The organism is Fictibacillus barbaricus (assembly GCF_014635025.1).
In the GTDB taxonomy this organism is placed as follows: domain Bacteria; phylum Bacillota; class Bacilli; order Bacillales; family Fictibacillaceae; genus Fictibacillus; species Fictibacillus barbaricus.
The window spans coordinates 1,081,660-1,107,660 of the sequence record NZ_BMCE01000001.1 but is presented as its reverse complement, the minus strand read 5'-3'; the positions used below and the strand labels follow the sequence as shown (position 1 = coordinate 1,107,660).

The 26,001-nt window shown below is 40.0% G+C and carries 25 protein-coding genes; 7 read left to right on the top strand and 18 right to left on the bottom strand.

Annotation, left to right across the window (positions count from 1 at the left end; genetic code table 11):
• Position 1 precedes the first annotated feature (1 nt).
• The 3 genes from IEV52_RS05350 (at position 2) to IEV52_RS05340 (ending at position 2,256) form a co-directional block, all read left to right on the top strand.
• Complete coding sequence (locus IEV52_RS05350; protein WP_188401459.1) at positions 2-1,333, top strand: purine/pyrimidine permease; 1,332 nt, start codon at positions 2-4, stop codon at positions 1,331-1,333.
• Complete coding sequence (locus IEV52_RS05345) at positions 1,326-1,478, top strand: hypothetical protein (RefSeq protein WP_188401458.1); 153 nt, start codon at positions 1,326-1,328, stop codon at positions 1,476-1,478. Before IEV52_RS05350 ends, IEV52_RS05345 begins: the two co-directional genes overlap by 8 nt.
• A 625-nt stretch (positions 1,479-2,103) precedes the next feature.
• Entirely contained in the window at positions 2,104-2,256 is a 153-nt protein-coding gene (locus IEV52_RS05340; protein WP_188401457.1) for a YpzG family protein, read from the top strand.
• A gap of 352 nt (positions 2,257-2,608) precedes the next feature.
• Here IEV52_RS05340 and IEV52_RS05335 read toward each other — a convergent pair whose 3' ends face one another.
• The 5 genes from IEV52_RS05335 to IEV52_RS05315 all read right to left on the bottom strand — a co-directional run bounded on the left by IEV52_RS05335 (position 2,609) and on the right by IEV52_RS05315 (position 10,539).
• On the bottom strand, positions 2,609-5,077 hold the full coding sequence (locus IEV52_RS05335) for a S8 family serine peptidase (RefSeq protein ID WP_188401456.1): 2,469 nt from the start codon (positions 5,075-5,077) through the stop codon (positions 2,609-2,611).
• A gap of 190 nt (positions 5,078-5,267) precedes the next feature.
• Positions 5,268-6,686: a S8 family serine peptidase gene (locus tag IEV52_RS05330; RefSeq protein ID WP_188401455.1), complete on the bottom strand. Its 1,419-nt coding sequence runs from the start codon at positions 6,684-6,686 to the stop codon at positions 5,268-5,270.
• Positions 6,687-6,911: 225 nt separating this feature from the next.
• The gene (locus IEV52_RS05325; RefSeq protein ID WP_188401454.1) at positions 6,912-7,568 is read right to left on the bottom strand and encodes a response regulator; all 657 of its coding nucleotides are present in this window, start codon (positions 7,566-7,568) and stop codon (positions 6,912-6,914) included.
• Complete coding sequence (locus IEV52_RS05320) at positions 7,543-9,399, bottom strand: GAF domain-containing sensor histidine kinase (protein ID WP_188401453.1); 1,857 nt, start codon at positions 9,397-9,399, stop codon at positions 7,543-7,545. The genes IEV52_RS05325 and IEV52_RS05320 overlap by 26 nt, the downstream gene beginning before the upstream one ends.
• Positions 9,400-9,744: 345 nt before the next feature.
• Positions 9,745-10,539 carry a DUF2935 domain-containing protein gene (locus IEV52_RS05315; protein ID WP_188401452.1) on the bottom strand — a complete coding sequence of 265 codons (795 nt, stop codon included), beginning with the start codon at positions 10,537-10,539 and terminating at the stop codon, positions 9,745-9,747.
• 206 nt (positions 10,540-10,745) lie between these two features.
• On the opposite strand from IEV52_RS05315, the gene IEV52_RS05310 reads away from it, so the two are divergent.
• A complete protein-coding gene (locus IEV52_RS05310) occupies positions 10,746-11,093 on the top strand; it encodes a hypothetical protein (protein WP_188401451.1) in 348 nt (115 codons plus the stop codon).
• A 465-nt stretch (positions 11,094-11,558) separates the two neighbouring features.
• Here IEV52_RS05310 and IEV52_RS05305 read toward each other — a convergent pair whose 3' ends face one another.
• Positions 11,559-12,548, bottom strand: a complete 990-nt coding sequence (locus IEV52_RS05305) for an NAD(P)-dependent alcohol dehydrogenase (RefSeq protein ID WP_188401450.1) — start codon at positions 12,546-12,548, stop codon at positions 11,559-11,561.
• A 247-nt stretch (positions 12,549-12,795) separates the two neighbouring features.
• Between IEV52_RS05305 and hpt the strand changes: the two genes are divergently transcribed.
• A complete protein-coding gene (gene hpt, locus IEV52_RS05300; protein ID WP_188401449.1) occupies positions 12,796-13,323 on the top strand; it encodes a hypoxanthine phosphoribosyltransferase in 528 nt (175 codons plus the stop codon).
• Between the two features lie 59 nt (positions 13,324-13,382).
• Here the strand turns inward: hpt and mngB are convergent, their stop codons facing one another.
• The 11 genes from mngB to IEV52_RS05245 all read right to left on the bottom strand — a co-directional run bounded on the left by mngB (position 13,383) and on the right by IEV52_RS05245 (position 23,276).
• Complete coding sequence (gene mngB / locus IEV52_RS05295; protein WP_188401448.1) at positions 13,383-15,983, bottom strand: mannosylglycerate hydrolase; 2,601 nt, start codon at positions 15,981-15,983, stop codon at positions 13,383-13,385.
• A gap of 16 nt (positions 15,984-15,999) precedes the next feature.
• Positions 16,000-17,919, bottom strand: coding sequence for a PTS 2-O-a-mannosyl-D-glycerate transporter subunit IIABC (mngA, locus tag IEV52_RS05290; protein WP_188401447.1), 1,920 nt, complete (start codon positions 17,917-17,919; stop codon positions 16,000-16,002).
• A 124-nt stretch (positions 17,920-18,043) separates the two neighbouring features.
• Positions 18,044-18,787 (bottom strand): MurR/RpiR family transcriptional regulator, encoded by a 744-nt coding sequence (locus IEV52_RS05285; protein WP_188401446.1) that lies wholly within the window; start codon positions 18,785-18,787, stop codon positions 18,044-18,046.
• 325 nt (positions 18,788-19,112) lie between these two features.
• Complete coding sequence (locus IEV52_RS05280; RefSeq protein ID WP_229754199.1) at positions 19,113-19,376, bottom strand: YrzE family protein; 264 nt, start codon at positions 19,374-19,376, stop codon at positions 19,113-19,115.
• Positions 19,377-19,528: 152 nt separating this feature from the next.
• Complete coding sequence (locus tag IEV52_RS05275) at positions 19,529-20,389, bottom strand: DUF421 domain-containing protein (RefSeq protein ID WP_188401445.1); 861 nt, start codon at positions 20,387-20,389, stop codon at positions 19,529-19,531.
• A 24-nt stretch (positions 20,390-20,413) separates the two neighbouring features.
• Entirely contained in the window at positions 20,414-20,620 is a 207-nt protein-coding gene (locus IEV52_RS05270) for a DUF1657 domain-containing protein (RefSeq protein WP_188401444.1), read from the bottom strand.
• 20 nt (positions 20,621-20,640) lie between these two features.
• On the bottom strand, positions 20,641-20,994 hold the full coding sequence (gene spoVAE, locus IEV52_RS05265) for a stage V sporulation protein AE (RefSeq protein WP_188401443.1): 354 nt from the start codon (positions 20,992-20,994) through the stop codon (positions 20,641-20,643).
• Entirely contained in the window at positions 20,995-22,008 is a 1,014-nt protein-coding gene (gene spoVAD / locus IEV52_RS05260) for a stage V sporulation protein AD (RefSeq protein ID WP_188401442.1), read from the bottom strand. It abuts the gene before it with no gap.
• Between the two features lies 1 nt (position 22,009).
• A complete protein-coding gene (gene spoVAC / locus IEV52_RS05255; protein WP_188401441.1) occupies positions 22,010-22,486 on the bottom strand; it encodes a stage V sporulation protein AC in 477 nt (158 codons plus the stop codon).
• 32 nt (positions 22,487-22,518) lie between these two features.
• Positions 22,519-22,980: a YhcN/YlaJ family sporulation lipoprotein gene (locus IEV52_RS05250; RefSeq protein WP_188401440.1), complete on the bottom strand. Its 462-nt coding sequence runs from the start codon at positions 22,978-22,980 to the stop codon at positions 22,519-22,521.
• A 92-nt stretch (positions 22,981-23,072) separates the two neighbouring features.
• A complete protein-coding gene (locus IEV52_RS05245) occupies positions 23,073-23,276 on the bottom strand; it encodes a DUF1657 domain-containing protein (RefSeq protein WP_188401439.1) in 204 nt (67 codons plus the stop codon).
• A 220-nt stretch (positions 23,277-23,496) separates the two neighbouring features.
• On the opposite strand from IEV52_RS05245, the gene IEV52_RS05240 reads away from it, so the two are divergent.
• Complete coding sequence (locus IEV52_RS05240) at positions 23,497-23,757, top strand: hypothetical protein (protein WP_229754198.1); 261 nt, start codon at positions 23,497-23,499, stop codon at positions 23,755-23,757.
• A 426-nt stretch (positions 23,758-24,183) separates the two neighbouring features.
• Positions 24,184-25,317: a YdcF family protein gene (locus IEV52_RS05235; RefSeq protein WP_188401438.1), complete on the top strand. Its 1,134-nt coding sequence runs from the start codon at positions 24,184-24,186 to the stop codon at positions 25,315-25,317.
• Between the two features lie 130 nt (positions 25,318-25,447).
• Here IEV52_RS05235 and IEV52_RS05230 read toward each other — a convergent pair whose 3' ends face one another.
• Entirely contained in the window at positions 25,448-25,876 is a 429-nt protein-coding gene (locus tag IEV52_RS05230) for a hypothetical protein (RefSeq protein ID WP_188401437.1), read from the bottom strand.
• Positions 25,877-26,001: the final 125 nt, after the last annotated feature.

The following is a 26,001-nucleotide window of genomic DNA, read 5'->3' as shown; positions in this document are numbered from 1 at the left end:
TATGAAGCAACTACGTTTTTATGGTGGGTTAAGCATCATTCAATGGTTTTTTTTCTTATTGGCAACTTCTGTTGCATTACCGATCGTTATCGGTGGGGTATTTCATTTATCGATGGAGGAAATATCTGAATTAATGCAACGGACTTTTTTTGTAGTCGGTATCAGCTCTTTTTTACAAGGGTGGCTAGGACATCGTTATCCGGTTGCTGATGGGCCTGCAGGTTCATGGGTCAGTGTTTTTGTAATCTTAGCGGGTGTAGCCGTTCAAAATGGTCAAAGTACGAAAGAAACCTTACAGCTATTAGAAGGGGGAATGATTTTTTCAGGACTATTACTCTTCATTCTGGGAGCGACTGGTCTTGTTAATCGGCTACAGTTTTTGTTCACTCCATTGGTTACTGGTTCTTTTCTTTTAATCTTGGCTCTTCAACTTAGTGGTGTTTTTTTAGATGGAATGCTCAGATTACAAGGGGATTCCAACCTTAACCATGAAATAGCAGTGATTTCAATTGGCGTATTTGTACTAGTGATTGTGTTATCAATTAAGGGAAAAGGCTGGATAAAAAGTTACTCCGTGCTGTTTGGAATCTTATTTGGATGGTTGCTATATTTTATCTCTGGCCAAAGTTCAAACATCATCTCTACACCGGATTCACTGATAAAGTTCCCAGATATTTTACCGTGGGGGGCTCCAAGTTTAAATATTGGAATGGCAGTAACTTCAATAATTTTTACTTTTGTTTTAATTTCTAATACAGTAGCCGCCGTTACGGCTGTTACTCAAGTAATTCCTCCCAAATCTGAAAAAGCTATAAATCAAACCATTAGCCGGGCTAGCAAGGCAGGAGGGATTTCCCATGTTTTCACCGCTCTCTTTTCTGCTGTTGGTGTTGTACCATTGCCGGTATCGGCAGGATTTATCAGGTTAACTGGGCAAAAACGTATTTTTCCTTTTATGGCTGCAAGTTTAGCTTTAGCAGGCATATCCTTTGTTCCAACTATCGTCAACTTCTTGGCTACCCTTCCTAGTCCTATTGCCTGTGCGGCAAGTCTAGCATCCTTTGTCCAAATGATTGGGATCTCTTTTCAGTCTCTTCTGAAAGATTCATTAGATGAGCGCAGGTTAACCATTCTAGGGATAACTTTGCTGATAGGTACTGGGCTAATGTTTCTTCCTGAAGGTTTATTCCGTAGTCTTCCCACGATCTTACAATATATTTTTAGCAATGGTCTTATTGTTGGTACAATCCTAGTAATTTTGCTAGAACAACTATGGAAACCAAAAGAAATGAAAAAAGAAACAACAAAGCTTCCCATAAATAAGGTTGGATAAAGAGGTGATAGAAACCACCCTTAAACATGTGTTTACAAGACATTTAATCAGTAAAGGAGATGAAACGGTTAGTCATATTACATTAGAATTATTTGCGGAAGAAAAAACAGAAACAGTTCAAATTTCTTCCGCTTCCCCTCTATAGGATGAGATTTTAGCATTACTACATTTAGAGGAAATAAGCACATTAGTGATCTGCCAAAAACTAATTGAATCCGGAATACTCCCTAAGGAATTTTTTATTCCGAATTTCTAAAAACCCTTATTAACTAAGACTTATTTAATCTTAATTTACCTTAATTAACTTAGTTTTATTATTGGATTTCCTCTGGCAGCCAAAAGGTCAGCGGTTCCATCCCGCTAGTCTCCAACATACATAACAGTCAAAAACCCTTGAGGAATCAAGGGTTTTGTTTTTTATAAACTTAAATTTTTTCAAAGAGACAAAACGTTAAACTTCTTAGGCTTACATTTCCCCCATTTAGTTAACTAAAGAGGGAATTGGACAGAATAACAGGCATAATAAGAAAATTTCTAGTTCCAACAATCGCACCCGTTTGTTAAGTAGGTTAAGAAAACATGTTTCGACCCTTCTTTGGTATTTTATCTCTAGGCTCTCCTTTTTTGCACAACTTTTCGGTAAAGGTCGAGTGTTCTTAATTCGAACATTACAGAGATAGAATATTTAATGAAACAACAACAAATAACTATAAGTGATATTCATTTGAATATCATTGTTTTTTAATCTTACGACTATGAGGTGAATTCAATTGAGCTATAAAGATCATCTAGATCCACATTCTCAGCTTTTTCACCATAATTGGACAAGACCTAAACGTTCGAAATCTCAAGTTAATGGCCATACGCAAATTTCTCAGACAAACATTATATTAAGAAGTAACGCTAAGGCTCATAGGTGGTAGGATCATAAACGGAAGAAGGATTTTCCTTCCTCCGTTTATCATTTGTTTACAGTCAAAGATACATAAAAATGCACTTCTCCTTCTTGAAGAAATGCACCGGATTGTGGAAGAACAAGGAATGATAAATTTGTATAAATAAATCCCTACTACTCCTTCATTGTGTTTTGCACTTTTAGACAATTTTTTGAATCTCAATCACACCTAATGGCCACGATTGTGTGATTGAGTGTATTTTTTCCTGTATATATGTTCAATCACTTATATAATCCAATTTGGTCAAAGTAACCAAACACGAAAAATAATTAAAAGTGGCCATTAATTCATAGGCCACCTTTAATTAATCATATCGTTTTTATTTTAGAAAAGCATCATAATAACGAGTTATTGCAACGGCAAAATCTCCGCGTGTGTTTTTACCAGATGGGTTGAATATCGCCTTAACAGTCGGCTTCAGGTCATAAGGACCTTGTGTGACAGAGAACTTTACATTCATAATGTTTAAGTCTAAAGCAAGCTGAACGTAACCTTTCAAGCTGGCTGGAACTTCTGCGGCATCTTCTATTGCAATCCGTTCATCTTTATATTGAACAGTAAGTTTGCCATCAAACGCTTCTGCTTCTTTTTGAAGACCAAGTGCCTGAACAAGTGAGTAAGCCAGTTCTGCTCTCGTTACCCCGTCTTTGGGAGCAAACTTTCCTGTTGCCTTTGGAAGTATCACTCCATTATAGATTTGCTGCTGATCACGGAATGCAGCCCCTTTTGCTGCAGCAGCTTCCACAAAAGCCAGATCTTCACTACCTACATCAGTAAAACTTTTTGCTGCGGGGAGTGACTGGCGAATCTCTGCACCCATTACGAGATATTTTGAAAGTTCGGCTCTTGTTAACAGATTATCCGGTTTGTAAGTTCCATTTAAAAAACCATCCAGTAAGCGTTCACTTACACCTAGCTTAATAGCGTCAGCAGCTGGGTGTCCCTCAATATCAGAAAGTCCTGTAATCCCGCTGACTGTTGTGAATGCGAGGGTGCCATTTACAGTTTCAGGAAGTGCTCCGCCAACCGGGTTCAGTTCATTGCCACGAAGCCCCCTAATTTCCGCTTGCCAAGTACCAGCAGCCGGCGAGTTAACTGATACGGTTCTGTCCGTGTAAAGAGCAAACAACAGGCTGACACCAGAGCTATACTCTGTTCCGTCTGGTGCGATTAATACCAGGTTAATAGGGTTGCCCGTCGCTTCCATCACTCCTTTTCCATCTATTTTTGCCACAAGAGCCGAAACACCTTGACCTACTGTAAACTCATAACGATTAGTTGATAGAAAGGTTAAAGGGTTATAATCAACCGAAAACTCTTTTCGCTCTGTAGAAGACTGAACATTGCTGTTGAAAGTTTGTGAGGTGTTTAATGTTTTTCCATAATCTGTACCGTTAAACACTTTGTCTACTGCAGCGTAGGCGTTTACATATCCAACTCCCACTTCCCACGATTCATAGCCTGGCATGTTCGAAGCTGTCTGAGTGAGAATATCCTTCACCTTTGCCGGTGATAAAAGCGGATCTGCTTCAAGCATTAATGCAACGATTCCGGCTACATGTGGTGTCGCCATCGAAGTTCCGCTCATGGTTGTATAATAGGGCAAGTGTGCAGGCTCAATCGTTTCTGCATCCTTGTCAGCACCAAGACTTGACACAGGCGCGACCACACGAGTAGAGACGATATCAACGCCAGGTGCTGTTAGTGTCGGCTCATCTTTCCATGTCCATTCTTTCCCGTCAATTGTAAACGTTCCACCTACACCTTTTGTTCCTCTTGAAGAGAACTCAGCCAGCTTTCCATCTTTCGTTCCGGCTGCAACCGAGATAACCCAAGGGGCTTTTGCGTACGGATTATGTGTGTTCTCACCTGGCCCTTCATTTCCAGCGGCAAAAAGAACAGTGATGCCTCTGTCATAGGCTTTCTTGCTCGCGATGTTAATTGGATTGTTTGGATCAAAATCCCCTGATGATCCCCATGAGTTTGTAATGACACGGATGTTGTATCTTTGTTGGTTGGTAATGGCGTAATCGAACCCGCCGATGCCATCCAGAACAAAAAGTGCGGCTCCTGATCCATATCCAATCAGGTCAGCGCCAGGAGCAGCGCCTTCGTATTTCCCACCAGACATCGCTCCCGTGCCGCCTACTGTTCCTGCAACATGGGTTCCATGTCCAGAATTTGTATCCGTATTCGGAACGTTTTCCTGATACGTGACAGGGAGTAAGCTTGGTTCAATCGCGTTTAGATTGGTAGAACCCAATACGTTCTGCACAAGATTTTTCCCAAGCTCGTGGTCTTTATGTGTCCCGTCAATCCCACTATCATTGACAACTACGCCAATTCCCTTTCCCGAAACTGGCAGGCCCCCATTTAATTGGCGGAAGCTGTCATCTGTTCTTACTTTATCGACGCCTGTAACTGCAGTCGCTTCTGCATTAAAATACGTCAGTTTTTTGTTCAGATAGATGGAGCGGACTGCAGGGTTTGCGGAAAGATGCTCTATTTGATCTTTTGAAGCCACTATACCGGCCATCGGTAATGATTTCATGGTAACTCCTGTGTCGATACCGAGATTTTTCAAAATAGAAAGCTGCCCGCTGTCTGGAGGGCCCTCTCCTTTAAACGTGACAATCACTTGAAGGGAGTTCGCTGTGTTCAAGGCTTTCGTTACAAGCGGATCGACAACCGGCCGATCACTTATTTCGGCAACCACTTTTTCTTGTTGTGCGAATAAAATTGGGAAGATCAGCAATAAAACAAACAAGGTACAAAATAAACGTCTCATATTATTCTCCTCTCATCTCTTGTAACTTTACAGGTTATACCTTTATTTTCTTGAAAGCACCCAAGAAAAACTATTCATCAAAGGTTATAAAATGTGTTTACGAAATTACTATTATCTGGTCGTACAAAAGTCGTAGAGATGTAGTGCCATTGAAACAAAAGAGCTGGCTTGTTAAGCCAGCTCCCTTTTCTTATTTTTTCTTTTTAAAAGAAGCGTCAACTGCTTTGTAGGCGTTCACATATCCTGCCCCTGTTTCCCAAGATTGATAATCCCCCATAAAAGAAGCCGTACTTTCTAGGATTGATTTAATTTCAGAAGGTGAAAGCAATGGGTTCGCTTCGAGCATCAATCCGATGATTCCGGCAACATGCGGTGCCGCCATCGATGTTCCACTCATGGTTGTATAGTACGGCAGATAAGCAGGCTCGATATAATTGGCGTCATCCACTGCTCCAAGAATAGGAATGGGGCTTAAGACTCTTGTTGATATGATATCAACACCGGGTGAGGTGACGGTTGGACGGTCTTCCCATTTCCAAGACTGTCCATCTATATTAACGGTCCCGCCTCTGCCTTCTTCCCCTCGTGATGAGAAATCAGCAAGTTTTCCTGTTTTGTCGCCTGCTGCAACTGTTACAACCCAAGGGGCTTTTTTATAGTTGCCAGAGATGGTGCTATTATTAGGCCCTGAATTCCCTGCTGAAAAAACGGTTACAATTCCGCGGTCAAATAACCTTTTTGTCGCGATATTAATTGGATTGGCAGGATCAAAGTCAGTTCCTGAATCGCTCGTGTCTCCCCAAGAATTTGTGATGACCCGGATGTTATATTGCTGCTGATGAGTCAGCGCATAATCAAAACCTCCGATGACATCAAGCATTGCAAGAGCCGCTCCAGATCCGTATCCGATCAAGCTCGCCCCGGGGGCCGCTCCTTCAAATTTCCCGCCCGACATGGCCCCTGTTCCTCCAACAATTCCCGCTACATGTGTGCCATGTCCAGAGTTGTTATCTGTGTTTGGCACCCCTTCTGTATAGGTTATCGGAAGAAGAGTATCTACGGCATTCAGGTTCGTTGATCCCAGTACGTTTTGAACAAGATGGCTTCCGTATTCGAGATCTTTATGTGTTCCGTCCACTCCGCTGTCATTGATAACAATGCCGATTCCTTTTCCAGTTACCGGCAGTCCGCCGTTCAACTTGCGCATTGTGTCATCCGTGCGTACTTCGTCTACACCGGTCAGATCTGTTGAATCTGCATTTTCAAATTGAAGCTTTTTATTGAGATAGATGGATTGGATCTGGTCGCTTTGTGACAGTTTGTCTATTTGTGACTTTGTCGCTAATACCCCTGCCATCGGTAAGCTTTTCAAGGATAATCCTTTTGTAATACCGGCATTCATCAAAATACTCAGCTGTTCAGACGTAACGCCTTCACTGCCTTTAAAGGTGATAATAACCTCCACGGGTGTTAAAAAAATTTTCATCAACTGAGGATCAACTATTACTTTCGGTGTTTCAACTGCTTGGGAGGTTTTTACGGGAACCATAAACCCAATGACTGCAGCAATCATCAGAACAACAGAAAAAAGTATAGCTTTGCATTTCATTCGCTCAACTCCTTAGCTATTTTTCCTGATTTTCTCATGAACACTGAATTATAACTATTCTGCATAAGGGGTAAATCCAGATGGCCCGGGTACTAATTTGTATACTACTTTGGTAGTAAGAGTTAAAACCACTATAGTGCTATTCTATTTAAAAAATCCCAAATAAAAAAAGAGGCTGACACAAAGGTTTAGCCTCTTTTGCGTTCCTCTTCAATGATAAAAAGATTATATTCCGTTGAACGTCGGCGGTAGCGGAACTAGCTGGTGCTGAACTGCGTGGATTACAACTTGGGAACGACTCTTCACATTCAGTTTTTTGAAGATCTTGCTCACGTGTATCTTTACCGTTTTGTCGCTTATAAACAGGCGCTCGGCGATTTCTTTGTTACTCAGCCCTTCAACAAGGCAGAGCAGCACTTCCTTTTCCCGTTCGGTTAACGCATTATCTTCTTGCTCAATTTGTTGTTGCTGATGAAAAGCCAGCAGCTTTCTTGTCATGGAAGGATGGATTACCGATTCACCGCTCGCAACTGTCCTAATGGCCTCCACGACTTGATCGGAGGGTGCATCTTTTAGCAGATAGCCGTCTGCACCTTCCCGGATCGCAGACATGAAATATTCTTCATGGCTGTGCATTGTCAACACAAGTATTTTGATATGCGTATATTTCTTTTTTAGAATACTTGTCACTTCAACTCCGTTTTTTTGAGGCATGTTAATATCCAGTAAAATTATGTCTGGCCTGCAGCTCTCTACTTTTTTTAATGCATCATCACCGGATTCCGCTTCTCCAACCACTTCAATATCTTCTTCTACAGATAAAATATTGCGAAGTCCATCCCTTAAAATCGCGTGATCATCCACTAACATAAGCCTGATCATCTATGTCCCCTCCTTCAAATCCCATTTTCGGCACTGTAATGGTTACTTCCGTTCCTGCTCCTTCTTTACTATCGATCTGAAGTGAAGCATTTATCTTCTCAGCAGCATCATTCATCTGCAAAATACCAAAGTGTGGTTGGTTCCTCGCCTTCAGCATTGCTTGGAACAGAGAAAATCCGATGCCATCATCCTTGATCTTCAATAAAAAGTGCTGAGATTGATAGCTTAGGAGAATCTCAATCTTAGAAGCTTCCGAATGTTTCACCGCATTATGTAGGCTCTCTTGAAACGTATCAAACAGCACTTTTTCAGTCATTGGACTTAAAGGAACTTCCTCGCCCCTGATCTCAAACTCAATATGTTCTTGGTATTCCTTTTGGACTTTTTTTATTTTACTCAGAATGGCCTCTGTAAGAGAAGCTCTATCTGTCGGATACGGCCGCAATGCATATATTGATTCACGAACTTCTTTCAAACTTTTCCGGAGTCCCATCACGCTTTCATCAATAAGCTTAATCGTTTCTTCCGGGTTCTTCTTGAATTTTTTTCCGGCTGTTTCCAGTTTCATGACTGCTCCGGCAAGCGTTTGTGCAACCCCATCGTGTATGTCACGTGCAATCCGGTTACGCTCCTCCAAGACAATCCGTTTTTCTTTTTCAGAAAAAAGCATGCGTGTTTTAATGATAACTGCCAGCTGGTTTGCGAGCGTAGCGATCAACTGTACATCATCATCCTCAAAACTTTTTGTCCGGCTTCTTGCACTGACGAACATTCCGACCGTCTCATCCTCCACAACAAGCGGCATATAGACGATCGATTTTAGATCAGGATCAAAACAGGATGAGGCAATGCCACCTTCTTTTTGTCGGTCTTCATAGGTAATAGGTTCCTTCATCTCTTCAAACCGTAGAAAATCTTGCGGCTTTAAGTTGCAGTCAAACGTCCTTCCGTCTTTATAGAATAGCTCCCATTCGCCAGCTTTTTTAATCCAAAGCAAGCTTCCATCTACCCGGATAAATTCATTAAAGCGTTCTCTCAGTCCCGACGGCCACTCTTGGGCAGGAAGCATTCGGTTTAAATCGGTTGTGATTGAAAAAAGCAGTTTCAATCGGTGTTTTTCCCTTTTTAGCCTCCCGATCATTGCTGCTAATAGAGAAATCCCCACTAATGGAGAAAAGAAGAAGAAGTAGGAAAAGGCATCAATTTCACCGCGGTTCTGACTCCCGACAATATAGAGTGTTATTCCATAAATCAGCGAAATAACGGCGCTGTTCAGCTCTGTGAACGTCTTTTGTTTCCACATTTTTAATGTGTAAGCCTGGGGTCTTATCATGAGGACAATGTCGACGATAAAGTTATTTAAAATAAAAAAAATTCCTAACAGAAGAATGTATTCTGCAATGCCCTGGATAGCCGGCGTTAGTAAAAAGTTATCCAGGAACGGATGAATAAGCCGTATGAATGACACTGCAACATAAAAACTGACAACCAATTGGGCAGGGTTAAATAAGACAATTCTTAGCGGCCTACGATGGAGGAGGTTAACAGCCAATACCGCAATTCCGTAAACGAGAGCAGTATAGTAAAAACCGTAGAGTAGATCAATCATGTATACAAGCGGGAACGTAATAGCGGTATATCCTCTCCAGACTGGCATAGGATAATATTCGCTAATAAGCAGGAAAAGAAGTAAGAGGACGAAAACAACTGGTTGATTGATTGGCTCCAAATTAGTGAAGGAGTAAAAAATGATACTCCAACCGATTAACGAAATGGCTGTTAAATAGACCTTGGAGTAGTTTTCCCGTTTTATTAAGAGATCCTGATTCATCAGCTTCACTTCCCAAATTATAAAAATTTTCAGTTAATATAAAGTAATTTAATTTTAGCTTGAAAGCATTAAAAACACAACAAGACCCATCACTGGCCGAATGGGGTAGCCACTAGCCAATGATGGGTCAAACCTAATGACATAGGTTGAGCATAATTATGACAACTTTTCATAAAAAAAACCATTCAACGAATGAATTAGTTACATAGTACAAAAGTTATATTCTCCAACACCAAATGAAAAAATTTTCTTCCAAATCACAAATAACTTTTTAATGGAATAAAAAAACCCCCGGCTATAAAACCAGAAGGTTGGATCAGGAGCTTGAAGTGCTCATTTTTCTTATTAACTTTGTTTTCTATTGAGATTAGCCTCAAATAAATCTATGATTTCTAAGAACCTTTCAGCTTCTCTAAAGGTATGGTCTGCTAATAGAGGATGGATATTACTCTTAATACGACATGCTTCTATTAGCTCTCTCGCTGTTTTCTTAAAATCCCTTAAAGAGACAACTGAAACTTTATTCTGGTCTAAGAATTGACTAAGAATTGGTTTTGTTTCGGATTGAGGACGCATGGAATCCAAATCAATGGCTTGAAATAAAAGTTGGTCAAAATCATGACTGAACTCTCTTGCCTGTTCCACTAACTTCCTTTCAGAAGGATCTAAGAGATGTCCAATAAATTTTGCATGATCCGCCATAATTCTTAAAAAGAATACATTCTCCTCAATCACATCATCAGGTTTTGGTGTTAATATTCCTTCATTCAGTTCTTTTAATCGGTTAGCAAAATAGGCAGCTTCTCTGCTGATATGGTCAACTAATAAAGGAAAATTATTGTGACGAATCTGACAGCGTAAAGTCAGGCCTAATACTTTTCGTTTATAGCTCCATATAGCAGCTACTGCTTGGTAAACTTCTGTATTAAAAGCTTGAACTTGGCGTAAATCTGAGTTTACTGTAAATGTAGATAACTTTTCCTCTATCCTTTCAAACATGGTGATAAACTGGCGTGCTTCATCGATCAACTGCTTCTGTTCATAAGTGAAACCTAAGCTTAGAAATAGAGCATGTTCTTTCATAATCCTAGACCAAAATCTAATTTCATCTAATGACCTTGCCACAATAGGATCTGCCATTGTATCCCCTCGCAATCGTAATCAGTCTCCTTTTTAATGTATTGTTAATATCTTGGGCTCATGCCTATTAGTCTCTATTTATTGTATAAATCTGTTCGTCGGTACAACTGTCTTCTTTTTGTAAGCTTTGGACTCGCACCTTTTTTGAATTAGCCGGATATAATGATTTTGTTTCTACCTAAGTTTATAAAAAGGAGTGAGATTCGATGGATGAAAGAAATATGCAGGACGAATGTAAAAAACATATAGGCAGCCATATGCTACTTGAAACCACAGATGGACAAACGATTGATGGCATCATAGAAAGTACAGATGACCAAGGAGTAACTATGATGGTCGCTGAAGAGATGACTAGAGAAGAACGTCAATATTTTGGTGACTTTAATGGTGATGATGATTATGATGACAGGCATCGGCCAAGGTTCCGAAGATTTCGCCGAAGACGGTTTCCTTTTCCGTTTATAAGAAGATTATTTTATTATCCATACTACTATCCGTATTATCCATATTACTACCCGTCAGGTTACTATCCTCCTTATGCATATCCATATTAATCTTGTTAAACGGACTCTGAAATGTGTTACGTCTTAATTATGTTCAAAAACTGAGATGGATGGTTTATAACATAATATAGAAAATCCCGTTCAACCGCTCTTATTTCGTGGAGGATTTCATAATCCGCATGCCTTTGGGCATAAGCACCATAATTGGATAGATAATTAACATGAAAACGCTCTGATATCCCTTTCTGAGCGTTTTTTATCTTATTCATTTTTCACCCTATGACCTGACGATCATACAGGAGCATTAACTAAATAGCTTATAGAAATAGATCCGTTATCCTGTTTTTCGTATTATGTGAAATTTTTCTAGTAACCTCCTGAATTCTACGTTTTACCATTTTCATATTTGAAAAAAAGTGTAAATAACAAGATGGGTAAGAATATGAATCTCAAAGGTAATATTAAAGAAAGTTTCTTATAAAAATTTCACCAAAGGTCTGGATTTAAGTGCTTCTTTTATGAGGATTTGTTTTTATGTTCCACATTTATGATGACATTCCCCTTCTTATGTCCTTTCTCGACATATCTATGAGCTTCAACTATCTCTTCAAACTCATAGTATCTATCGATGACCACTTTTAATTTCCCCCTCTCAACAAGTTCTTTAAGGAAGACTAGTGCTTCTGGGGTTTCGGGTGAATTTCGGCTTAATAATAAATTCTTGGCGGTTGTCAATTTAGTCATCATCATTTGAACACTTGGTAACGGTTCAGTAACATTTATATAAGTACCGTCCTTCTTTAACACTTTCATACAATCTGAAAAGGAACTCTTGTTTACAGCTTCAAAGATGACATCATAAGTCTCGATGGTCTTAGAAAAATCTTCTGCTGTATAATCAATTACCTTGTCGGCTCCCAGAGATTTTACCAATTCCAAATTCGTTGTACTGCATACCCCTGTAACGTTTGCACCGAAATACTTGGCAAGCTGAACTGCATAACTTCCTACACTGCCTGAAGCACCATAAACTAGAACCCTTTTGCCGTTATGAATATTAGCTTTTCTAAGAAAATACAATGCTGTACGTGCTCCAATTGGAATGGCAGCGGCTTCTGCATATGTGATATTGGAAGGTTTAATAGATACTGGTCCATCTTCCGGCAAACACTTATACTCGGCGTATGCACCAAAACCAGCCAGAGATGCTGCAAAAACCTGGTCACCTTCCTTAAACCTTTTGACTTCTTTCCCAACCGACTCAACTTCTCCAGCTAACTCCATCCCTAATATCTCTTTTTTGGGTTGTCTGAAACCAAGTTTAATTCGGGCAGGCAGCCAAAAAGTGGAAGGAACTGTAAAACTTCGTGACCGAATATCTGCTATTGTTACGGTTGTCGCTTTTACTTTTACTAAAATTTCATTTTTTTTAGGAATAGGTTTTACTACCTCTTTTAGTTGAAGAACGTCAGGGGTGCCGTACTTTGTGTACACAATTGCTTTCATTTATCCACCTCACATTCGTTTTATTTCTTTTATATGATACGAATATTACGAATAAATAGACCACTTGTTCACTCTTCAATTAATTCTCAAGGGTTTATGGTGATTATGTTATAAAATTAGAAAAAAACGCAGTAGCTGTTGGACTTAACCTTCACACTCTTCTTTTATGCTATGCTTTAGTATGAATGTATCTTAAACTAATTTTTTTTTTAAAAATTGAAACAATATGTAAGAGGAGGACAAGAAAATGGCTTACACACTGGATAGTGTTTTAATAACAGAAGAAGAGCTGCAGCAAAAAGTAAAAGAGATCGGTCTACAAATGCGTGAGGATTTCCAAGATGAATCGATTGTGCTCATCGTTGTACTTAAAGGGGCCTTTGTCTTTGCGGCAGACTTGATCAGAGAACTGAAAAGAAAAGTTACAGTTGATTTCGTGGTGGCTTCAAGTTACGGCAATCAGACCGAAACCACCGGGAAAGTTCGTCTTTTAAAAGATATCGATATCAATATAACAGATAAGCATGTTGTTATAGTGGAAGATATCATCGATTCGGGTCTAACACTTTCCTTCTTGAGAGAGCATTTCAAGCTTCACCAACCAAAGTCCATGAAGATCTGTACACTGTTGGACAAGCCTGAGCGCCGAAAGGTTGATCTTAAAGCAGATTATGTAGGGTTTGTGATACCGGATCAATTTATAGTGGGTTATGGCATTGACTATGCAGAGAGTTACCGAAATCTGCCTTATATTTCTACCATGAAAGAGGAATAGAAGTAAACCTTTTGCCAATAGAAAAAAGACACTAATGAAGTGTCTTTTTCTTATTTTGGTTAAAACAGAATTGATTTCACTTGGTTGGGCTGAACTTCTATTTGAACTCTATTATCCTCTATAGATAAGTCTTCCACTATACGCTCGTTAAGGTTGACGACCGAAGCGCAAGTGATTTCTCGGTTGAAAGAATACCCGGTATTTTCTATTTTTTCGGTTGGATTATAGAACCTGAGCACGAATCGGTTATCTTTTTCTGCCTTTTTTAACGTGCTCAGGACAACATTCGGGTGAACCTCTTGGAAGAAACTAAACTCCAAAGGTGTCGTAACATCAGCTTTGTTCAGTTTCATCGCATCATGTGGAATCTTATTATAGGTAACCACTGGCGTTAGATACTCTTTAGCAGTCCGAGCTACGTTCGTTTGCTTAGAATCTGTTGTTATGGCGAAGTTTATGTTCAGCTCACCCAACATTTGAGAATCTGGAGTTGGCAACTTTATTCCTGACGGACGGCCAGGTCGTCTGAGCATCTCTTCCTTACCTAGAAAACCGATGCTTCTAAAGAGCGTAATAGCAATGGTGTCAAATTTGTCCCCTACAATCTCATACTCTCTTGTGCTGTTTGTTAACACACTGACTCCGTAATTATCGTCCGACAACCCAACAAAGCTCAGCATCGGATAGATCGGATCCGGACGCTCGTCCCAATCTTCTCTTTCCCAAACATGGATAGCAGGATCGATCACATCACGTTTTATCATTCCGAATTGGTTATCAGAGATAGAGAACTTTGATGCGATGCCAGTTGGTATCAATGCTCTTAGACGATGGTCTTTCGCCAAATTATTCAACTTGAATTCTACTTCGATTATCGGCTTATGGTTATGAACAGTAACAACGATGTGAATATCTACATGACTATCAATCACCTTTGTTTTTCGTTGCTCAAGATCAGCTGGAACAGCCAGCCTGTATTGGATATCAATCGTTGCTCCATAACGGTTCTTGCGGATCTCTGACTTCGCAACTACGCTTTCACTGTAGATCAACTCTTCATTCTGTAATGGAGAGAAATCGTACTCATCTCCATCATCCCCTCCGTTTTCTAGAAGGAGTACATTCTCAAAACGCTTGTTTATTTTTTTATCGAAGATGTTCAGTGTGCCATTCGGATTTATAGTGATATCGTAATAATCGGTCACTACCTGGTCTGCTGTTACCAAAGAATGCGGAACCACTTTGTCACTTTCTACAACAAAATAAGTTTTATACCCCATTGATGGCAGAGTGTCTTTTAACTGGATCGTGTATTTAATAAACGGGTCGTAGTTGCCGTAATGAACGATCTGACGGTCGATCAAACCTGGATCTGTTACCTCACTCTTTAAGATCTCATAATCGATCTCGTTTGAATCCTTATCGACCAGTTTAAAGGATTTCAACTTCGTCATTACATTCGTCGTGATCACTTCTGTACGTTCGTACGGTAGCAGGTTAAACGCCGTTAAACGGTCATGTTGTTTTTCGGTATCCATACTGTCAACGATTTTTCGTTTGTAGAATTCGATCAGCTGGTCCACTTTTTCCTCAGCTAAAAAGAAGCGGTTGGCTATTTCTCGGTGAACCTTATCGGAACAACAGCAGCCGATGCTATCATGTGCATGATTCTTCATGATCTCTTTCCAGATCAGCTCAATCAGCCCATGGTGGTATTCAAAACCTAAGCTATATGCAAGAGAAGCCAGCGGTTCAAGAATATTTGTGATCTTGTTCTCTATCCTCGTGTTCGCGGCTTTGATATCCATACGAGTCGAATAGATACTGCGGTGGACACGCATGTACTTTCCATCCAGAAACTCACCTTCCAATGTTGCGAGATCACCTTGTTTTTCAAGTTCACTGAAGACGTTCTCATATTTGCTTAAGAAGAATTCCCGGTCAGGGTATAGTTTCTTTAGCTTCTCCATCACTGTAAAGATGTTCTTTTGGATCGGCATCTGATCATGCCCGTTCGGTAAAATGATATGATCAGTTGTCGCACCACGATCAAGAACAGTGAAATACTTATCGATGCGCTTTTGGAGTGCCTCCTCATCCTCTGGGAGATACTTCCCTATCGCGTAGCCTAGCGGGAACAACTGAACAAGTACCTTGGAGCCGTCGTCTGTTCTCCAATAGAACTCTGTCTTGTCCGTACCATGGCGCTCCGATGTCCCACGCCAGAAGATGGAGTACGTAATGTCGAACCCGTTTAGGATCATAGGCATCTGGGCGGATTGTCCAAATGAATCCGGAAGGTAGCCGATTCTCATATAATCACCAAACTCTTCACTATCTTTTATTCCGTATAAAAGATTACGAACGATGGACTCTCCTCCAACGACCATCTCGTCTGTCTGCGTATACCATGGACCAATAATCAACCGGCCATCCTGTACGAGTTTCTTCACTCGGTCCTTGTTCTCAGGCTTAACGGCGAAGTAGTCCTCCAGAATAGATGTCTGGCCGTCGAGTACATAGTAAGGATATTCGGGATTGTTCTCGAGCATCTCCATGATCTCTTCCATATTGTTTACCAATAGTATTCTGGATTCTTCCGTTGAAAAGTACCATTCTCTGTCCCAGTGCATATGGGGTACAATATGAACGTTTTTCATTCAATTCTCTCCAATCTTATGCTTCTTTTTGTCCGGCTTTGTTCAGTTTGTTCCTACGTGTCACAATCAATAAGACCATCGAGATGACTGCACCGACTAAAGCGGCTCCTAGCCAGATACTTGCTGCAGTTAGTAGAGGTTGTCCTTTTAAAAGAGCAAGTGAGAAAATTCCTGCCCCGGGTACATCCAGCCCGATGTTAGCGTATGCCACGATGGCACCTGTTACAGCAGATCCCGCGATAAGGGATGGGATCACACGAAGCGGATCATTGATCATAAACGGGATAGCCCCTTCCGTGATACCCGCTAAGCCAAGTAACCATGTCTGTTTGCCGATCTCTTGTTCTTGCTTTGTAAAATATTTTTTTCCAAGGATGGTTGCACCCGTTACCGAGAATGCCGACACCATCTTGACAGATGCGAACGCGGCATATGGAACGATGTTTCCACTCGCCATCGCACCGATACAGAACGTGTACGCGGCTTTATTTACAGGCCCGCCGAGGTCGAACGATACCATAGCTCCGATGATGGCCCCTAGGATAAGGGCGTTTGCACCGCTCAGGCCGTTCAGCCATTCGATCAGACCTGTGTTTAAGAATGCAAGCGGCTTACCAACGACGAACAACATGATCGAACCGACCACAAGTGTTCCGATAACAGGATAGAACCAGAAACTTACGAATCCAGCAAACGTACCTTTTGGCTTTACTTTTTGTTTCAAGTATTTCAAGAAATAACCGGCCAACAGCCCGCCGAGCATACCACCGAGGAATCCGCTTCCGATTAGGTTTGCAGCGACCCCTGCAGCAAAACCTGGTCCTAACGCCGGCTTATCTGCGATCGAATAAGCCATATAAGCAGCTAAGATCGGTATCATCAACTGACCTAAAAGGGTCCCCCCGAGCTGCCTTAATAGCCAAAGCCATGAGCCTTCTTGGTTGTACAATTCCTGTAGTCCGAAAGCCTGGGCGATAAATACAGCTGCTGCCAGTGTCATCCCTCCTGCCACAATGATAGGGATGATATAAGAGATACCCGTTAACAGCGAGTCCTTGATTTCAGTTTTGATTGATTTTCCTTCATTTGAATCACTTATGTCATCTGTTTCTACATATTCCGATTTTGTATGATTCTCTGCTTTTTTCAACGCTTGCTGCAGGATGCCTTTTGCATCCCTTAGTGGACTAGCGACTGAAGTTTTAATCTTAGGAAGATGATTGAAACGTTCTTCATCTTTTACTGCTACGTCAACAGCGTAAACGATCGCATCCGCTTTTTGTAGGAGGTCCTTAGTATGGCGGTCCTCGATTCCATTTGCACCTTGTTTTTCAACATATACTTGGATTCCTAACTCTCTCCCGGCCTTTACAAGAGCGTCCGCTGCCATATACGTATGGGCGATACCAGCTGGACAGGCTGTGACAGCTAGCACTGTTTTATCTATTGTGGGTGACGTGATCGTTTCAGTCTCTGTTTGCTTCGCATCTAGTAATTCATAAAGTTCTTGGCTGTTTTTTGCTTCTATCAGCCTATTTTTATACTCTTCGTTTGACAGCCTTGTCACCAATTCAGCCAGAAGAGAAAGGTGTGTAGACCCCTCCTCACTCTTTGGGATTGCTAACAAAAAGACTAGTTCGACTTCATTGTTCGGATCGACGCTCTCCCAGGAGCCAATTGGTTTCTGAAGGGTAGCAACCGCGAAAGCTGCTTCTTTTACTGTAGAAGATTTCCCATGAGGGATAGCGACACCCCCTTCAAATCCAGTCGGTGATAGAGACTCTCTTTCCATGACGGTCTGATAAAAATCTTCTTCCGATTGTATCTTACCCTCTGTCGCCAACTGTTTGATTAAATACCTTAAAACCTCTTCTTTAGAGGTAAACAATTGATTCGTATTGATTAAGGATTCTGAAGTTAAGTTCTTCAACAGCATATTTTGTAACCCCTTTCATTTTAGCTGTGAGTTTATAGTAGCAAAAATGAAAGAAGAAACTGTTTTGTTCGTACTTTTACACAGTTTCTTCCCTATTTTTATATTCATTGTGTATTTATACACATTAATAAGACCCTTGTGATTGCCAGTAAACCTCTGACAGGGCACGCAGAACCAGCATAACCGGTGTCTTATCGGTAATATTGTACTCGTTCAGTTTTTTTGCAGGCGAATAGCAATACAAGTTTAGATCCGCGAGATTCTGCAATGTATTCTTATTAAAGTGAGTAAGTGAGATTAGTCTGACACCTCTTTTTTTTGCAAGTCTTGCAATATCCAGTACTTGAGGGGTCTCACCCGAAAGAGATATTAAAAAAAGAACATCAGAGTTCTCAAGGTGGTTTACTTCGTGAACCATATCATGTCTATGAACATAGTACTCACCGTGTTTCCCGACAACCTTAATGTTCTTAATCATGATCTCACAAAAAGGTGCTGTATCTCCAACTGCAAAAAATAGAACTCGCCGACTTTCAGAAATAATTCTAGAGACAAGAACATATTTCTCTTGATCAATCAGTCTGGTTGTTTTATCTATATTGTAAAGAAGACTGTCTTCTTCTGGTATCGCCTTATTTTGTTGGATCTCTTCTTTCAGTTTGTTTTTCATTTGTGAGAAGCTCTCATACCCTAATTTTTTCGAGAGTCTTGTAATTGTATTTGGTACGGTATAAAGCTTAGAGGCAAGATGCTGTATGGATAGTGTGACTGCTGTTTCTTTATTTTTTATTATATAATTGACGATCTGATCATCAGTATCGTTTAGCTTATATTCGAATTTTTGTACCTGATCTTCGAATTGCATCATTCGGACTACACCTTCTTTTGGAAGAGTTTACTTTTATTCTATGATTGTTAATTATACCTAAACGTTTTGGAATAGTATTCAGAGTAATTCCGTTTAGATATGAAATCTTCAGAATTGATAATTCAATAATTATTTATTCCCTACTTATATAAGGAAACTTCAAGTGTATTGATTCTATTTTAAAAAGAATGATCCACTCTACAATTACGAAATTAAGAAGTAAACCCAACCCATATGTTTGCATTTAAAGCTTCTTCCACCATAGCTTATCTTAATTCCTCTTTAAAAAAATGCCCACAATCGTGGACATTTTTCATGAAGCTTGTTATTTGTTTGAAAATGGATTTTTATTTGGAGAAATTTCGTTTGCAAACTCTGTCATTCCAGCCATATTCGGTTTTTGTCCTGAACCCATCCGAACATTGTTCATCACATTCTGCATCGGACGCAACCAGTTACCATTTCGGTTTCTTCTTAGACCATATGCGATCAAGCTGAATGCCAGGCTTAATAAAGTTCCCCACATCCAGCCTCTGCCGTTTCTTCTTCGCCCATTCATGTTAAAAAGCGCAGTCATCCAGTTGTTCAAATTTGAGCACTCCCTTTTAAAAATAGTTGAAAGCAGTATTTACTCCTTCCCGAAATATCTTTTGCTTGAATGGGAGTAAATATGTTAACAATTTATTGGGAAGAGTTGTTTTACTCTTTGGTTAATTTTGATTGTAGGTACTCGTTTTTTAGTTACGTTTTAAGCAGTGGTGTCAACTTGCTGAGTATTTGATTTAACTTTTGGCTGTTATGATTGTACATTTGTTTTGCTTCCATTGATTCAGTTTGAATAGTAAACAATTCAAGATCAGCTTGGCATTTCTTTAATGAAGCCAGAAGCAATGGTTTTTCTTGAGGTGTTGGAACTTGGATCTTGTCATCATAAAGATCTACTGTTAGCTGGCCATAGGAATCGATCTGTCCTAAAAAAACATTATCAACAGATACACCTATTTTCTCTAATTCCTCATTCAGCCAACCTCGGTTTAATCCGATTGTTGAAAGTGGTTCATCAATGACTTTCCCATCCATAATGACGGTTTGGGGTTCTTTAATAGGAGCTACTTTTAACTGCATGTCCTTTGCAGTAAGAGGCTGATTTTCCTTTTTTAATAAGACGCTTACATCGCCATTCGGCTCAATTACTGCAAACTCAACATCAGAAATTTGAAACACGTTTTTGCTTCTCAGTTCCTCCATCAATTCATCAATGGAGTATCGTTCCTTTTTTAAATTATCCTCCATTACTTTCCCATCTTTGATCACGATCGTTGCTTTTCCTTCAACAAAATCGCGCACTTTCTTGTTTTTTAAGGATATCAATCCCATAACAATAGGAAATAACGTCCATATTGACATCGCTATTATTCCATGCATAATATGACGTTCCAATCCCATCGTTACTTCAGCTGCGATACTTCCGATCGTGATCCCTGTTACGTATTCAAAAAAGGAAAGTTCTGCTAACTGTTTCTTTCCCAGCCATTTTGTTAATAAAAAGAGTGCGATTAAAAAAATAAAGGAACGTATAACAATTTCTACCCAATTAAGCATAATGGTCTCCTTAAATAAATCTGTCTATTTTCCTTTATATTGCGGCTCTTCAAATTCAAGCTGCCCGATTCTCATTTGCAGATCAATAATGATCTCCTCTACCTCCATCATACTCTCATGAAACGTTCGCTTCGCTTCGTCATCTCTTGATTTTTGCGCTAATTTACTTAAAGTTTCTTTAGCGCTTTTCAAAGTCACCATGCATTGTTTCACATTTGATGCAATAGTCATGTTTTCTCTCCCTTTAATTTTTAGCCTTTGGGTTTAAACAGTAATGCTCCAATGAATCCGAAGATGATCGCAGCGGAGATCCCGGCACTTGTTACTTTAAACATTCCTGTTATTACTCCGATGATTCCGTGTTTTTCTCCTTCAGCCATCGCTCCGTCCACAAGGGCATTTCCAAAGCTCGTGATCGGCACTGTGGCACCTGCACCCGCAAAATCGATCAATGGTTCATATAAACCGACTCCATCAAGTATTGCACCTGCTACAACTAATGTTGTCATCGTATGGGCAGGGGTTAATTTGAAAACATCAAACATGATCTGTCCGATTACACAAATCGCTCCGCCTATTACAAAGGCCCAAAAAAGAATCGCCATTTATTCTGTACCTCCATATTCGATAGACACCGCATGTGCGATGCATGGAATGGATTCATTCTGCTGAAAAGTCAGTGGAGAAAGAAGGGCTCCTGTCGCAACTACCAGCATCCTCTTGAATTCTCCTTTTTTCATACGGTTCAATAAGTGTCCATATACGACGGTAGCTGAGCATCCACAGCCACTCGCTCCAGCAAGCACAGGCTGCCCTTCCCGGTAGATCATCATACCGCAATCCTGAAATTGTTCTGCGGTTAATGAGAATCCATGTTTATTAAGCAGATCTAGAGCGATCTCGTGACCGATCGATCCTAGATCACCGGTTACGATCAGGTCATAATAAGAAGGGTCGATCTCCATGTCCCGTAAATGGGCTTCTATCGTATCTATAGCAGCAGGAGCCATTGCGCCGCCCATATTAAAGGGATCAGTCAATCCCATATCAACGACCTTCCCGATCGTAGCCGAAGTCACACGAGGGCCCTCACCTTGATCACTTAACAACGCACTTCCCGCTCCTGTAACCGTCCATTGCGCGGTCGGCGGTTTTTGTCCGCCATACTCCGTAGGATAGCGGAACTGTTTTTCTACAGCTGCATTATGGCTCGCTGTTCCTGTCAATAAGTATTTTGCTCCTTTGCCATTTACGATGAATGCTCCCATAGCGAGCCCCTCCATAGAGGTAGAGCATGCTCCGAATAAACCGAGGTAAGGAGCTTCTATCGTCCTGCAGGCAAAACTTGTACATGTGATCTGATTAATTAGATCACCCGCTAGAATAAACTGTACGTCTTCTTTTTGGATATTTGCCTTTTCCATTGCTTTTTGACAAGATTCTTCAAAGAGGACTTTTTGTGCTTTTTCATAAGAATCTTGGCCGAGCCATAAATCTCCGTGAAGAAGATCGAAGTCGTCAGCTATACGCCCATTCGCCTCGAACGGTCCCCCGACCGTCCCCGTTGATATGATTACCGGTTTATTTTCAAACACCCATGTACGATGGCCCTTTAGCATTTTACAGACCCCCGTATTGAATTAAAATCGTTTTAATGATCGCGATTACAAAGGCGGAAAACACACCAAATAGAATGACCGATCCTGCAAGCTTGAACATATTGCTTCCTACGCCTAAGACGAATCCTTCTGTACGATGTTCGATTGCAGCAGAAATGACAGAGTTGCCAAAGCCCGTAACCGGAACCGCCGTACCTGCCCCGCCAAATTGAGCCATTCGATCATAAACACCAAACCCGGTTAAGAGCATTGAGATAAAGATTAAAGTAGCCACAGTCGGATTTCCGACGTTTTGTTCTGTAAAATTAAAGTAGGTCACGTACATAATGGAGATGAGCTGTCCAACAAAACAAATAAAACCTCCGACAAAAAATGCTTTTATGCAATTCGTGAATACTGGTCTCTTGGTTTCGTGCTGATCTTGAAATTTCTGATATTCTTGTTGTACCGGTGTCAATTCTTTATCTTTGCTTGCCATACAAACACTTCCCTTCTTCTACTCTTAAATAGTTAGGCCTCATCCGTTGATTTCTTTTTTATCTTTTTCAATTCTTTTTCGATATCCTGGCGGCCTAGTTTTTTATCCAATTTCCCCTCCAGCTCACCTAGCAAAGTAAATATCTTTTGATCGGTGCTGACAGTTACTTTCATTTCGGGATTGTTTCTCTCTAACTTCTTTTTTATTTTTTTCTTTAGACTTGTTAATTGGAACCGCTCCATATGTTTTGGTTTTACAGCCAAAAACATTTCATCCTTAGAATTCACCGCTTTTACATCTGTTATTTCTGGCATAGAGAGAACGGTTTTTTTGGCTTCTATCGATGGAGATTGATTATTTTCTATATGTGATATTGGAGTTGGTGAATCGTTCTTAGTTCCTCCCTCTTCTTTTTGGTTATTACATCCGGAAACGAAAATGACAGATGAAAATAGGGAAACCAGAAGAACCTTGGAAAATCTCGTTTTTTTCATAGAGCTTACGTAACACCCTTTCATCAAAAATATGTATAAATGCAAATAGAAAAGGATGAATTTTCACCCTTTTCACCATACAAAAGAAATTCTTATTGTTTATATTGCGGCTCTTCTTGTTCTACTTCCTGTAAGCGGGAACTTAGAGAGTCCACTATGCCTTGGGTTTGTTGGGCTGCATTTTGATACAACTGCTTCGCTTGCTGGTTTTCAGTATCAAGAGCAAATGTTTCAAGACTGGCTTGAGCACTTTTTAATCCTGCAAGGGTCGTTTTTATATTATTAGCTACTGTCATCTTTCTCTTTCTCCTTTTTAATTTGATTTTGTTTAGATATATATTCCTGAATCCATGTTCCGAAATTTCTTCTTAGAACAATTGTTAGTATTACAAAAAAAAAATGTTTAATACTTTAGATTGTTCAACTTCTGATCAAGATCTTATTGAGGACTAAATCCTCAAAGACCAATTTAATAAACGCCATTTCGAGGTAATTTTTTCTAATCATAAATCTTTGATGGAGGGTAAATATATTGAAGTATTAAAATTTTTTAAAGGAGCGATCAAGATGCCTCAAAACATTGATGTAAACCAATTAAATCAAGCTAAAGCTAATGTTACGTTAACTCAAACATTATTGAGCCAAGCGATTGAAAAATCTTCTTCCGATCCAACACTGGCACAAGAAGCAATCAAACAAGCAGCAAATGAAATCACATCAGCTCTTACAGCAGTTAACCAAGTACAAGGGACATCGAGTACAAAAAAATCTCAATAATTTTATCTCTATACTGCTTTTAACCAACTTCTTCGGAATTAAATTTACCCTGACAAAAACATTGTGGGGATTTATAAAAAAGCCTGATAACCATTGGTTACCAGGCTTTTTCAAATGATCCAAACAAAGTATTATCCTTCTACTATCAAATAACACTCATTTCTTTTAGTACGCTTCAGCGTTTACGATGAGCTCTTCTTCTCTTAAATCTATCCATTCCTACAAACATAAAAGATTAGATAAATAACCCTTTTTTGCAGAAAATATACTCCTCTATTATTAAAAGTAACATGGGTCATTATATTGATTATAGATTCGCAACTTTACAATTAATTTACAAAGAACCAAATAGATATTAACAATTCACTGTTAGTTTGGTACATATGCTCCTGCATAACTTTAACTGTAAAGCGAGGGAAATATATTATGAATAAATTCAAGAAGAAGATGGGACTCACACTTGCTGCTGTCCTGACAACCACTGCATTATCTGCTGCATATGTGACGACAGATTCTTCAGCTGCACCATCCGAAGATGTGAACGTCATCAAGAATGATGAACCCACATCCGATCGGATTGAACAATTAACAGACATCGCCATGCACTTTTACTGGCATGGCGGCGATATTAAGAAAGCAGAAGAAGAGATATTCAAAGGGATTACGCTCAAAGGGAAGTTTGATGTTGTCGAGAACGCATTTAAGGAAGCTACGACACTTGATCCTCTCGATAATGATCTGAAGATTTCTCTTGCCTCTACACAGATCATCCAAAAGAAAGTACCGGAAGCATTAGAGACCTACAAACAGGTGCTGAACCTAGAGCCGGATCATTATAACGCTAACCTGTTGTACGGGACCTATTCAAGAGTAAACGGTGACGAAAAAACGTATAAAGAATCATTAGCCAAACTTATGCAGATCGATCCCGCAGCCACAAAAGAATATATACAAAAGTTTGAATCCACAGAAGAGATTATGAAAACTGAATTTAACACTGATGTTCCAGACGGACTCCCACAGAAGGACCATGCGATCGTAATCTTAGGTTACGCGCTTGCAGATGATGGCACGATGAAACAAACATTGATCGAGCGCTTAAATGCAGGTCTTAAGATCGCAGAACGATACCCTAATTCTAAAATTATCGTATCGGGCGGAGTTCCTAAACAAGGAGTAACGGAAGCGGGTGCCATGAGTGAATGGCTAATATCAAAAGGAATTGCTAAAGAACGAATCATCCTAGAAGATAAATCGACTGACACGGTAGAGAATGGTCTGTTCTCGACAGCCAAACTCGAAGACGCAGGGTTAAAAGATGTTACCCTCGTAACAAGCGCGAGCCACATGAGAAGAGCCCTGACTGTTTTTAACGAAGCAAGTGACCTTCGGGATAAATTGAACGGGAAGGAAACAGAGAGAGACTTAACAAATATGGTCTATCTAGATTATCCAACGATCGAGGAAGCACATAAAGTCACGAAAGATGAAAAAATGGTCGTCTACCGTGATCTTCTCAGAACTTCAGGTATCTGGCAGTACCCAGAATTGCAAAGATAAGTCTCAAACTATAATAACTAATAAAACCACAAATGTCATAACATCGCAAAACGCCCAGATACATCCTATCTGAGCGTTTTTTTTGTTTTTTAAAGAAAACAACAGAAGTTAAGTTGTGTCTTATTTCTTATTAATCACTTGCAGCAATGCCTGAAAAGCTCTCAGGTCCGACACGGGTTACTCCTACTAAACTTGATGAAACAAACATGGTGTATGTTAACTGTGCTGCAGCTGGAGGATTAAAATCTAGTGCATTTAAAGTAAATACTTGAGCCCCTGTTATGTTCAAGTTCATATTTTCCGTTGCCGAGTAGACTAATGGATCAGTGGGTAAAGTACCTCTTACTACTGTTAATGTAATGGTTGTGGCCGCAGGTAATAGAGGGAGTTGTAAAGATACAGTACCAAACATAGTAACACGGATATTCGTTCCGGCATTCTGTGTTGCTAATCCGATTCTGCCAACCAATTGAGGAGTATTAATCGCTAGAATAGGAACAGAGATCGAGTTTGCATAACTAGCATTTTGACTAGTTCTTAAATCTAGAAATCTTGCCAATTTTTCCACCCCCTTCCTATCAATATTCTATGGATATTGAAAGAAGAGTGCTTGTACAAATTAAGAAAATGGGATTATATACTAACGAGTTTTAAGGGAGCAACAGGCTTATGTAGAGTTTAAGT